Here is an 11,832-nt window from a genome sequence, read left to right as displayed (position 1 = left end):
CCAAGACGCGGGCATCAAGTTGTCCTCGGTGGCCACCGATATTTTGGGCAAGTCCGGGCGCGACATGCTCGCCGCGCTTGTCTCGGGTACTCATGATCCGGAGGTTCTTGCCGAACTGGCCCGCGGCAGGCTGCGCACCAAGATTCCCCTGCTGCGTCAGGCCTTGGAGGGCCGCTTCGTGTCACGCCATCGGCTCATCGTGGAAAAGATCTTGGCCAAGCTGGACTTTTTGGACGAGACTATCGAGGACCTGTCTGCCGAGATCGATCGGCTGATCACCCCTTTCGCCGCTGAGCTCGACCTGCTGGACACCATCACCGGGGTCGACCGACGCGCCGCGGAGTGCATCATCGCCGAGATCGGCGTCGAGATGTCACGATTCGGCAGTTCGGCTCGTCTGGCCAGCTGGGCGGGGCGCTGCCCTGGGCATCATGAATCGGCCGGCAAACACAAATCGGGCAGGTCGCGTCCGGGTTCCAAGTGGCTGGCCGCCACCTTGGCCCAGTGCGCCGAAGCCGCCGGGCGCTCCAAGGGCACCTATTTGGGTGCCCAATTCCAGCGGCTCCGTGGCCGACGCGGTCATGCCAAGGCACGCAAGGCCGTCGAACACTCGATCCTGGTGGCCGCCTACCACGTGCTCGACCGCCACGTCGCCTACCAGGATCTCGGCGCGGACTGGTTCGTGCGTCGCCGCCCCGAGGCCCACGCCCGCCGCCTCGCCCACCAGATCGAAGCACTAGGATTCCGCGTCACCATCGAACCCACCGGCCAAGCCGCCTAAACCAACTCAACATCGCCTCAGCCCTACTCCTGGGTGCGAGATCTCCTCACCTCGCATCCAGCTTTCGTGCGCCCAAATCACCTTGTTTTCGGATCAGATAGCGCAATGGCGAATCCTGAAGCCGGGTCACAACCGGGCGAATCGGGTCAATCCGGCGAACCGGTCTTCGACGTCGGGCACTCGCACTCCGACGTCAGCGGCGGCTGGTCGCGGGCGGCCGCTTTCGGCGCGATGTTCGCCATCGGTGCGCTGCTGCTGCTTGCCGCTGATCCCCTACCTGCTGGGCTTCGGGTCGTTGGTCGCCGGGCTGGCATGCGGCGGGGCCGGGCTGCTGGTCGCCGGCGGCCTGACCGCCCGGTTCACCGGCAAAGCGGTGTGGTGGGCGGCGTCGCGGCAACTGCTCTTCGGCGCCGCCACCGTGGCAGCCACCTATCTGGTGGGATTTCTGGTGGGATTGCTGATCGCGGCCGTGCTGTGAGCCCCCGCGACGTCACTATCCGGCGCTCATGCCGTGACCGGGCGGACGCAGCCGGAACAACACGAAACCGGCCCACAACGCGCCAAAGCTGACCAGCATGGCCATGTCGAAGGCCCACCAGCCGGTGTAGTGCGTCCACACCCCGTTATGGGCCGCCAGCGGGTCGACCCGGCGCAGATCAACGGTCGAGGCGGCTGCGGCGAAGCCCCAGTGGGCCGGAATCAGCCAGGAGATCTGGTCGAATCCCCAGGTGCCCACCAGCGGCAGCAGCCCCCCGCCGAAGAGCGCGGACGCTAGGATCACCGGCAGCGCCAGCGGCAGAACCTCGCGTTGCGACCTGCCCAGCGTCGACAGCGCCAGACCGATGATCGCCGAGACGACGGCGGTGGCCGCCACGCTCACGTAGAGTTCCACAGTGGCATTGCGCAGTAGGACCGCTTCATGGACGGGCGGACCTTTGCCGGCGACGACGATGGCGGTGAGGATGCCGGCCTGGATCGCCGCGACCAGGCCGAACACCGTGATCTTGGCGACCAGGTAGGCCGGCGTCGACAACCCGACAGACTGCTCGCGCCGCAAGACCCGCCGCTCGCCGACCAGATCGCCAATCGTCAGCAGGATGCCCATAAGCACCGCGGCGAGGTTCATTGCGGCCAGGATCTCGGTGGCCTCGTGCGGGTTGGGCGCCGACCGGCCGGCGCGGTCGAACCCGGAATCTCCCGGAATCAGCAGCGTCAAGCCGCCCAACACCAACGGCAGTAGCAACATGCAGAGGAAGGACACCCGCCTGGCGATGAACAGGCGGACCTGACGACGAATCGCCAGCCCGAGCTGCTGGTCGGCAGTGAGCTCGGCGGGCGGCCGCCCGGTAGCCGCCACCGCGGGCGGTGCCGGAGGTAGTGAACCAGATGCCTGCTGGCGGTTCAGGAACGCCTGATGCGCACCGCCGGGATCGGCGTCGACCTGCGCGAAAACCTCGGACCAGTCGGTAGTGCCCAGCGCCGGTTTCAGCTGCACCGGCGGCCCGGCAAAGGCCAAAGTGCCGGCCGGGGTGAGCAGCAACACCTGGTCGCACAAGTTCAGGTGAGCAAGCGATGTCGTCGCCACCACGACGACGCAGCCGAGGTCGGCCTGTCGGCGCAGCATCGCCATGACGTGGCTTTCCTGCGCCGGATCGAGCCCGGCGCTCGGTTCGTCGACGACCAGCAGCGAAGGCCTGGAGACGAGTTCGGTCGCCATCGACGCGCACCGGCGCACCTCGGGCGCAAGTTTGGCCACCCGGGTCTTGCGATGCGGCGTCAGTTCGAGTTCGTCGAGAACATGGTCCACCACCCGGTCGCGGGTCGCTGCGGGTGTATCGGGCAGCAGCCGCAACTCTGCGGCGTAACCCAGCGCCCGTTCGACCGTGAGGCAGCCGGGTACAGCATCCTCGCGCGGCACTACCCCGATGCGCGATCTCGTCCATTCGGGCTCGGCCTGCACGTCGTGGCCGTCCACGGTCAGCACTCCCGAACCGAGCGGCCGCAGGCCCGCAAACAGCTCGATCAGGGCGGTGGTGCGGTTCTCCGACGGCCCGACGACCGCGATCAACGAACCGGCGCGTGCGGTGAACGAGATGTCAGAAAGCAGTTCCCGCCCGTCGACTGTCAGTCCCAATCGATATGCCGCCACGCCGACCGTGCGCGCGCCGGGTTTCAGCGGCAGCCGGCTGGTTGCCGGCCCCTCCTCCGCGGACCCGGCGTCGGATCGAAGCGCGAGCAGCTTTCGGGTGGCGTCGGTCATCCGCTCGACCAGGCCGCGTCCCTCGGGCTGCTCAGCCGCCGGCGCGGGCTGCTCACCGGCCGGCGCGGACTGGTCAGCAGGTGGCGGGTGCCCGGCCTCCGGCGCGGGCGGCGGTCCCGGTGGTGTCAATCGGATGGGCTTGGTAGTCCTGCCGAACGTCGGGGCTGCGGGGATTCGCTGAGTCGCCGACTCCGCGACGATGCGCTGCGCCAGCGCCTGGGCGGGTTCTGGGTGAGTGATCGACTTGGCCGGCATCCGCTGCGTGGCTTGCTCGGTCGGTTTCACGGGTTTGCGCCACTGACCGGTAGGCGGCGGCATCGGCCGATGCGCCTGCGGCGGATCGGCCGATGGCGTCAGCGCTGCCGCGGGTGCGGCGAGCTGGAAGGTAAGCCGGGGTCCCCGGCGGGGGTCACCGATCGCGATCGTCTGGCCGTCGCAGATGTCGACTGCCGACAGCCGGGTGCCGTCGACGAAAATGCCGTTACCGCTGCCGTCCATGGCCACCCAATGGGTGCCCTGGAACCGCAGCACCACATCCGGGGCGGGGCGGCCACCGGGACCGGGGTGGTCCAGGCGGATGTCGCAGTGCTCGCCGGGCCCGGCCAGCACGTCGCGGCCCGGGGCAAAGACGTACCGCATCGATCCGAACCAGACGGTCAACGGCGGGGCGTTCGGTATCAAGATGCGGCCGCCACCTTTCGTCACCGAATGTCGTCACCGCAGCGACGATCGACATTGACTGAGTACCCGGCGGGCGGGTCTATCTATCCAGGATGCACCGCGACGGTCACAATGTGTTGCGGCCCGGGGTGGCCGCCGCGTTGTCGAGCAGCCGGCGCAGCACCTCGACGGCCTCAGCCAACACCTGCCGGTCCGCCGGTCCCAGTCGGGCCAGTTGCGGTTCGATCGCGGCAGCACGGTCGGCCCGCACGGCGGCCAGCGTGCGCTGCCCGTCCGGTGTGATGCGAATGCGGACCGCGCGGGCATCGCCGGGGTCGACCGTCCGGGTCACCAGCCCGGCCTCTTCGAGGCGTCGTACCTGTGTGGTCATCGTCGGTTGGGAACAGTGATCGACCGCGGCCAGGTCGCCGATGCGGGCTTCGCCCTTGGCTTCGATGGTTGCCAGCAGCCGGGCCTGCGCCGACGGCAGTGGCATCTGGATGCGTTGGGTCGCCAGCCGGTTGAGTCGCGCGACCACGCCCAGCAAATCGGCGCCGAGGCCCTGATCGGGCACCACGGCCCCGGCGTGGTCGGTGGCGGCGGATGAACTCATGGCCCCATCGTTGCATAGCTTTGCTATGTGAGACCAATCGCGGGCGCTGGCAAGCCAATCCGGCGGGCGGCTGTGTGCTGCCGCCGCATGCGGCTTCACCTGGCAGAATCGATGAGGTGACTGTGCCGGCCCCCGTTGCTTCGCGACATCCGCGACATCGACGCGGGCCGCTGCAACCGGCGGAACTGGCCCAGGCATCGGTGATGGCCGCGCTGTGCGCGGTGACCGCCATCATCTCGGTCATCGTTCCGTTCGCCGCGGGACTGGCACTGCTGGGCACCGTGCCCACCGGGCTGCTGGCCTACCGCTTCCGGCTGCGCGTGCTGATTGCCGCGACGGTTGCCGCCGGGGTGATCGCCTTCCTGATTGCCGGAATGGGCGGCTTCATGGGAGTGGTCCACAGCGCCTACATCGGCGGGCTGACCGGAATCGTCAAGCGCCGGGGACGGGGCACGCCGACGGTCGTTGTGTCGTCACTGATCGCCGGGTTGGCCTTCGGCGCGGCGATGGTCGCGATGCTGGCGGCTCTGAGCCGGCTGCGGCACCTGATCTTCGACGTGATGACCGCAAACGTGGAGGGCCTTGCGTCCTTTATGACCCGGATCCATCTGCAGGGCGCCGCCGCCGACCTGAAGCGATACTTCGCCGACGGTCTGCAGTACTGGCCGTGGGTGCTGCTGGGCTATTCCACACTCGGGATCGTGATCGTGTCGCTGATCGGTTGGTGGGCACTGTCGCGGCTGCTGGAGCGGATGCGCGGAATTCCCGATGTGCACAAGCTGGACGCTCCGGCCGGTGATTCAACGGACCCGATCGGGCCGGTTCCGGTGCGATTGGACAATGCGCGGTTCCGCTATCCCGGTGCCGCCCAAGACGCGTTGCGTGAGGTCAGCCTGGCTGTGCGGGTCGGTGAACACGTGGCGATCACCGGCGCCAATGGTTCCGGCAAGACCACGTTGATGCTGGTACTCGCGGGCCGGCAACCGACGTCGGGCACAGTGCGGCGTCCGGGCGCGGTGGGTCTGGGCAAGCTGCGCGGCACGGCAGTGGTTTTGCAGCACCCGGAAAGCCAGGTGCTGGGCACCCGGGTCGCCGACGACGTGGTGTGGGGCCTGCCGCCGGGCACCAGGATCGACGTCGCCCGGTTGCTCACCGAAGTCGGCCTGGACGGACTGGCCGAACGTGACACCGGCAGCCTGTCCGGTGGTGAGTTGCAGCGGCTAGCGCTGGCGGCGGCGTTGGCCAGAGAACCGGCGCTGCTAATCGCCGACGAGGTCACCACGATGGTGGACCAGCAGGGCCGCGATGCGCTGCTGGGCGTGTTGTCCGGCCTGACGAAACATCACCGCACTGCGCTGGTACACATCACGCACTACAACAACGAGGCCGATTCGGCCGACCGCACGATCAACCTCAGCGACTCTCCCGACAACGCCGACATGGTCGAGACGGCAGATGTTCCGGCGCCGGCCGTCGCGGTGGGTGACCTGGGGCACAAACCGGCGCTCGAACTGATCGGCGTCGGACACGAATACGCCAGGGGCACACCGTGGGCCAAGACCGCGTTGCGCGACATCAGCTTCGTGGTGGAACAGGGCGACGGGGTGCTGATCCACGGCGGCAACGGCTCGGGCAAGTCCACGCTGGCGTGGATCATGGCCGGGCTGACGGTTCCCACCGCCGGGGTTTGCCTGCTCGATGGCCGGCCCACCCACGAGCAGGTCGGTGCGGTGGCGTTGTCATTCCAGGCGGCCCGGCTGCAGCTGATGCGCAGCCGGGTCGACCTGGAAGTCGCCTCTGCGGCGGGCTTTTCGCCCCGCGATCACGACCGGGTGGCCGCGGCGCTCGGTGTCGTCGGGCTGGATCCCACGCTGGCCGGGCGCAGCATCGATCAGCTCAGCGGTGGCCAGATGCGCCGGGTGGTGCTGGCCGGGCTGCTGGCATGTTCACCTCGGGCGTTGATTCTCGACGAGCCGCTGGCGGGTTTGGATGCCGCCAGCCAACGCGGTTTGCTGCGGCTGCTGGAAGACCTGCGCCGCGAGCAGGGTCTGACGGTGGTGGTCATTTCTCATGACTTCGTCGGGATGGAAGAGCTTTGCCCGCGGACCCTGCATCTGCGCAGCGGCGCCATGGAACCGGCGTCGACGAGCGCCGCGGGCGGGACGGGGAGCATGTCATGACGCTGTCGGCAGCCGCCGCCTCCGACGCCGACGGACGCGGCGCCCGTCGCCCCACCCGACCGGTTGTCCTGCTGGTTCCGGTACCTGGCAGCTCGGTCATCCACGACTTGTGGGCCGGCACGAAACTGCTGGTGGTCTTCGGCATTTCCGTGCTGCTGACGTTCTATCCGGGCTGGGTGACGATCGGGCTGATGGCGGCGCTGGTGCTCACGGCGGCCAGGCTCGCGCACATCCCGCGCGGTGCGGTGCCGTCGGTACCTCGCTGGTTATGGGTGGTTCTGGCGATCGGCGGCATTACGGCCGCGCTGGCCGGCGGCACCCCGTCGATCGCGGTGGCCGGGGTGGAGCTCGAACTGGGTGGAGCGTTGAACTTCCTGCGGATCACCGCGCTGTCGATCGTGCTGCTGGCTTTGGGTGCGATGGTTTCCTGGACCACCAACGTCGCCGAGATCGGGCCTGCGCTGGCGAGTCTGGGCCGGCCGCTGCGACTGCTGCGGATCCCGGTCGACGAGTGGGCGGTCGCCTTGGCGCTGGCGCTTCGCGCTTTCCCGATGCTGATCGACGAATTCCAGGTGCTCTACGCCGCCCGCCGGCTGCGGCCCAAACGGATACCGCGCAGCCGCAAGGCCCGGCGGCAGCGGCGCACTACCGAAGTGATCGACCTACTCGCGGCCGCCATCACTGTGACGTTGCGACGCGCAGACGAGATGGGCGATGCCATCACCGCCCGTGGCGGCACCGGCCAGCTGTCGGCATACCCGGCGCGACCCAAATTCACCGACTGGACGGCCCTGATGATCACCGCCGTGACCGGCGGCGCAGCGGTGGTGATAGAGACGCTGCTGCGGGTCACCTGAGCGGCGGTTCGACGCCGATCGGCCCGGCCATTCAGCGGTTCGCTGCCGGATTGCGGCACGCCGGGTTCATAATCAGCCTGGTCCAGCACCAGGAGGGCACTTGCCGGCAACTTCGGCCAGTCTGAGAGAGCAGATGCTGCGGCGCCGCCCGGTGGTCGGTGCCGCGGTCGCGGCGGGGGTCGACGGAGGCCTCAAGCGCAGCATCGGCACCTTTCAGCTGACCATGTTCGGGGTCGGATCGACGATCGGCACCGGGATCTTCTTCGTGTTGTCCGAGGCCGTGCCTCAGGCGGGCCCGGGCGTGATCGCGTCCTTCGCCATCGCCGGTATCGCTGCCGGCCTCGCGGCCATCTGCTACGCCGAATTGGCATCGGCGGTTCCGGTTTCGGGTTCGTCGTATTCGTATGCCTACGCCACCCTGGGCGAGGGGGTGGCAATCTGCGTGGCAGCCTGCCTGCTGCTGGAATACGGCGTGGCCACTGCCGCTGTCGCGGTCGGCTGGAGCGGTTACGTCAACAAGCTGCTGCACAACGTGTTCGGATTCCATTTGCCGAGCGCATTGTCGGTGGCGCCGTGGGATCCGCAGCCTAGCGAACCACACGGATACGTGAACCTTCCGGCTGTCATCCTCATCGGGCTGTGCGCGTTGCTGCTGATCCGGGGTGCCAGTGAGTCGGCGAAGGTCAACACGATCATGGTGCTGATCAAGCTCGGTGTGCTGGGCATGTTCGTGGTCCTGGCGTTGACGGCCTGCAGCACCGATCACTTCAGGCACTTCGCCCCTTTCGGTGTTGCCGGAATCGGCGCGGCGGCCGGCACCATTTTTTTCTCCTTCATCGGGCTGGACGCCGTGTCCACCGCCGGTGAGGAGGTGAACAACCCGCAGCACAGTCTGCCGCGGGCATTGATGGCGGCGCTGGTTGTTGTCACCGGCGTCTACGTGCTTGTCGCGTTTGCCGCGTTGGGCACCCAGCCATGGCAGCTTTTCGAAGGCCAGGAAGAGGCCGGGCTGGCCACGATTCTTGACAATGTCACCCACGGCACCTGGGCCAGCACCATTCTGGCGGCCGGCGCGGTGATCTCGATTTTCACCGTCACACTGGTCACGTTGTACGGCCAGACCCGCATCCTGTTCGCGATGGGTCGGGACGGCCTGCTGCCGGCACGGTTCGCCGCGGTGAATCCGCGCACGCAGACTCCGGTGAGCAACACCGTGATCGTCGCGATCGCCGCGTCGATCCTGGCCGCTGTCGTGCCGCTGGACCGCTTGGCCGACATGGTGTCCATCGGCACGCTCACCGCGTTCATCGTGGTGTCGGTCGGGGTGATCATCCTGCGGGTGCGTGAACCCGAGCTGCCGCGGGGGTTCTGGGTCCCCGGTTACCCGGTGACACCTGTTCTCTCGGTGCTTGCCTGTGGGTACCTGCTCTACAGCCTGCACTGGTACACCTGGATCGCGTTCACCGTCTGGGTTGCGGCCGCGCTGCTGTTCTACCTCTTCTGGGGGCGCCACCACAGCGCGCTCAATAACCTTGCGCTGCTTGCGGATCCACCTGCGGGGGAGCTGTGAGCGTCGTCGTCGGGTACCTGGCCGGCCGGGTTGGTCCGTCGGCGCTGCAGCTGGCAGTGCGGGTGGCGCGGACGCTGAACACGTCACTGACGGTGGCGACCATCGTCCAGAAGCCGTGGCTGCCGGGATCGCTGACTCAGCCGGGTTACGAGCAGTGGGCCGATGAGCTGGCTGCTGACTCTGCGACGGAGGCTCAGCGTTACCTCCGCACCGTGGCCGACGGCGTCGAGGTCAGCTATCGCTATCACGAACACCGGTCGGTATCGGGCGGATTGATCGAGGTGGTCGAGGAAGTCCACGCCGAAATGCTGGTGCTGGGCTCGTTCCCGAACGGGCGACGGGCGCGGGTATTGATCGGCTCGACCGCCGACTGGCTGCTGCATTCGTCGCCGGTGCCGGTGGCGATCAGCCCTCGCCAGTACGACTCCCACAGCGCCCGGCTGACCAGGCTCACCTGCGGTTACTCGGCGGCACCGGATTCGGCCGGGGTGGTGAGGCGGTGCTCGGCGCTGGCCCGGCGATACGGCCTGCCGTTTCGGGTGATCACCTTCGCGGTTCGCGGCCGGACGATGTATCCACCCGAGGTGGGCCTGCACGCCGAGTCATCGGTGCTGGAGGCGTGGGCGGCGCAGGCCCAAGAAATGCTGGAAAAGCTCAAGACCGACGGAGTAGTCGGCAAAGACGTTGTACTGCAAGTGATTACCGGAAACGGGTGGCAACACGCGCTGGAGCGCACCGACTGGCAGGACGGTGAGCTATTGGCGTTGGGCACCTCACCGCGCGGCGATATCGCCAGAGTCTTTCTCGGATCCCGCAGCGGCAAGATCATCCGCCACAGCCCGGTACCGGTACTGGTGCTGCCCGGCTAGGACGGTGCTGGTCAGCGCTGTGCGCAGTCCTGGACCAAGCGATCACATCGTTAACATTGGCCCCAAGTCGATTCGGTGCGCGTTGACTGCCTCACTCGGAAGTTCATGGTGACCACAAATGCTGCTGGTCAACGATGTCCTCGTGCGCAGCCTTGGCCGCCCACGCACACCTTGGGCTCTGTTTCGGCACGCCGATACCGTACCTTCGCTCAATCTCTTGTGATGGCAGGCGTTCGGGGGAAGGCTCCCGTGCCCACCGAGCCGGCCGTCATGCCGCCGCATCGAGTGTGCGGTGACGGCTTTGACTGTGTATGGGGGGCGGGAACCGCCGCGATCGGCCGCCCTGACGGCACAGTCGACGCCGCCAGCGCACAGTCGACGCCGCCAGCGCACAGTCGACGCCGCCAGTGCACAGTCGACGCCGCCAGTGCACACTCGACGCCATCAGCCATTGACCCAACCGCACCAGCACGGGATTTCCATCTCCCCACACCGGGGCGAGACCCACGACCGCTTTTAGCGAGGAGCTCAGGGGCGCAACGAATTTGTCGCTACCAGGTGGGCAAACGAGACATCCCGAACCCGCGGATACTGATGTGGCTGATGGGAAAGCCGCGGTTGCAGCCCACAACTTCGGACTAGATCAGCGCCGTCCTAGGCCCGGCATGTCGGCCGATCAGCGCTGGGCGGCTGCGTTGGCCGCGGCCTGCGCCTGCCTCAGGGTTGTCGCGACATCGCCGCGGCCGAGGAACATTTCGTCGAAATAGGGCTTGAGGGCGTCGTTGCCGGCAGCGAATCCGGAGCCGCCGGGGGCCGGGATGCGCGGTCCGTTCAGCACGGCGAAAAACGGGGTGACGTCGACCCCCTTGGCTTTCCAGTAGGCGAAGTAAACCGGCTGGGCCGACAGCACCGCCGGGATGGCCGCACCTTCGCGTCCCAGGTAGGTGTTGCCTTCGCTGCTGCCCATCCAGCCCAGTACCCGGCGCACCGCGTCGGGATGCTTGGTGGCCGAATTACCGGCCGCGGCAATGCCGTTCGTGACGCTCACCCGGCCCACCGGCCCGATCGGCAGCATCGCGACACCCCAGCGGAAGGTGGCGTCGCGAGCGACCGGCGCCAGGCTGTAGGTGCCGGACTGCAACAGCGCCATGCGGCCGGCCAGGAACTGGTTGCGGGAGAAATCGCCGTTGTCGTTGGTGTCGGAGGCGGGCGGGGCGACATGGTCGTCGTTGATCAGGCCGACCAGGTAACGGAATGCCTCGATGGCGGGCGGATTGTCGAAGGCGAAGTCGTTGCCGCGCTGGAAAACCCCGCCGGCCGAGCCGATGTAGTTCAGGTAAATGCCCTGCGGGTCGTTGGCGGCGTTGTAGCCCCACTGGCGGACTCGTCGGGCCTCGAAACCTGCTGTGCCGGCGACGTGTCCGTCGGCGTCGACGGTGAGCCGGGCCAACAGCGGGCGCAAGGTGTCGTCGGGGCCGGGACTCCAGCGCACCCGGTCCAGCTCGGCCGCCTCGACACCGGCCGCCGCCAGCAGGTCGGCGTTGTAGAACACCGCGACTCCGGCGTCGGTCAGCTGCGGCACCGCCCATAGCACGCCGTTGCGGGTGAACTGGTCGACCACCGACGGCTCCCAGTCGCCCGGATCGAGGGTTGGGTCGATCTTCATCAACCGGCCGCTGTCGGCGTAGGCGGCGAGGTGGGCGTTGGACAGCCAGAAGATGTCGTCGCCGCTGCCGCCGGCCACGTCGGTGCGCAGGGTGTCGAAGTAGGTCGAATACGACACCAGATTCGTGCGGACTTCGATGTCGGGATGTGTGCGGGTGAACGCGTCGAACGAGCGCTGATAGGCCAATGCGATCGGCTCGGCCCACAGCCGGACGGTGACGACGATCCTGCCGGCGGCCGGTTCGCCAGCACGGTCCAGCATCACCGCCGTAACCCCGAGAAGTGCCGCGATCGACGTGAGCGCGGCGGCGACCAATGTGGAAAAGCGGGGGCGAGTCATCGTTTAACGTCCAGATTGCCGTGACGGTCGTGGATCG

General features: G+C 67.9%; 8 protein-coding genes and 1 pseudogene. 6 read left to right on the top strand and 3 right to left on the bottom strand.

The window, feature by feature from the left end:
- A partial coding sequence (locus EET03_RS17605; protein WP_208649081.1) for a transposase occupies window positions 1-781 on the top strand: 781 nt, incomplete at its 5' end.
- A 259-nt stretch (window positions 782-1,040) separates the two neighbouring features.
- Window positions 1,041-1,259: pseudogene (locus EET03_RS17600) on the top strand (VIT1/CCC1 transporter family protein); the annotation flags it as partial.
- A 15-nt stretch (window positions 1,260-1,274) separates the two neighbouring features.
- Here EET03_RS17600 and EET03_RS17595 read toward each other — a convergent pair.
- Both EET03_RS17595 and EET03_RS17590 read right to left on the bottom strand, forming a co-directional pair.
- Window positions 1,275-3,680, bottom strand: a complete 2,406-nt coding sequence (locus EET03_RS17595; protein WP_075544304.1) for an ABC transporter permease — start codon at window positions 3,678-3,680, stop codon at window positions 1,275-1,277.
- Window positions 3,681-3,828: 148 nt separating this feature from the next.
- On the bottom strand, window positions 3,829-4,314 hold the full coding sequence (locus tag EET03_RS17590) for a MarR family winged helix-turn-helix transcriptional regulator (RefSeq protein WP_063472226.1): 486 nt from the start codon (window positions 4,312-4,314) through the stop codon (window positions 3,829-3,831).
- 203 nt (window positions 4,315-4,517) lie between these two features.
- On the opposite strand from EET03_RS17590, the gene EET03_RS17585 reads away from it, so the two are divergent.
- The 4 genes from EET03_RS17585 (at window position 4,518) to EET03_RS17570 (ending at window position 9,790) form a co-directional block, all read left to right on the top strand.
- Window positions 4,518-6,494, top strand: a complete 1,977-nt coding sequence (locus EET03_RS17585; RefSeq protein ID WP_244232422.1) for an ATP-binding cassette domain-containing protein — start codon at window positions 4,518-4,520, stop codon at window positions 6,492-6,494.
- Window positions 6,491-7,351, top strand: a complete 861-nt coding sequence (locus tag EET03_RS17580) for a CbiQ family ECF transporter T component (RefSeq protein ID WP_075544299.1) — start codon at window positions 6,491-6,493, stop codon at window positions 7,349-7,351. The genes EET03_RS17585 and EET03_RS17580 overlap by 4 nt, the downstream gene beginning before the upstream one ends.
- A 100-nt stretch (window positions 7,352-7,451) precedes the next feature.
- Window positions 7,452-8,921 carry an amino acid permease gene (locus EET03_RS17575; RefSeq protein ID WP_075544298.1) on the top strand — a complete coding sequence of 490 codons (1,470 nt, stop codon included), beginning with the start codon at window positions 7,452-7,454 and terminating at the stop codon, window positions 8,919-8,921.
- On the top strand, window positions 8,918-9,790 hold the full coding sequence (locus EET03_RS17570) for a universal stress protein (RefSeq protein WP_075544297.1): 873 nt from the start codon (window positions 8,918-8,920) through the stop codon (window positions 9,788-9,790). Before EET03_RS17575 ends, EET03_RS17570 begins: the two co-directional genes overlap by 4 nt.
- A 676-nt stretch (window positions 9,791-10,466) precedes the next feature.
- Here EET03_RS17570 and EET03_RS17565 read toward each other — a convergent pair.
- The gene (locus tag EET03_RS17565; protein ID WP_075544296.1) at window positions 10,467-11,795 is read right to left on the bottom strand and encodes an ABC transporter substrate-binding protein; all 1,329 of its coding nucleotides are present in this window, start codon (window positions 11,793-11,795) and stop codon (window positions 10,467-10,469) included.
- Window positions 11,796-11,832 lie beyond the last annotated feature (37 nt).

The organism is Mycobacterium innocens (assembly GCF_900566055.1).
Lineage (GTDB): Bacteria > Actinomycetota > Actinomycetes > Mycobacteriales > Mycobacteriaceae > Mycobacterium > Mycobacterium innocens.
The sequence above is the reverse complement of the archived record's forward strand: the minus strand, read 5'-3'. Positions and strand labels throughout refer to the sequence as shown.

What these genes read in the sequence shown, in the direction of transcription:
- EET03_RS17595 (WP_075544304.1), bottom strand. Translation starts at nt 3,680, where the DNA reads ATGCGGTACGTCTTTGCCCCGGGCCGCGACGTGCTGGCCGGGCCCGGC.
- EET03_RS17590 (WP_063472226.1), bottom strand. Translation starts at nt 4,314, where the DNA reads ATGAGTTCATCCGCCGCCACCGACCACGCCGGGGCCGTGGTGCCCGAT.
- EET03_RS17585 (WP_244232422.1), top strand. Translation starts at nt 4,518, where the DNA reads ATGGCCGCGCTGTGCGCGGTGACCGCCATCATCTCGGTCATCGTTCCG.
- EET03_RS17580 (WP_075544299.1), top strand. Translation starts at nt 6,491, where the DNA reads ATGACGCTGTCGGCAGCCGCCGCCTCCGACGCCGACGGACGCGGCGCC.
- EET03_RS17565 (WP_075544296.1), bottom strand. Translation starts at nt 11,795, where the DNA reads ATGACTCGCCCCCGCTTTTCCACATTGGTCGCCGCCGCGCTCACGTCG.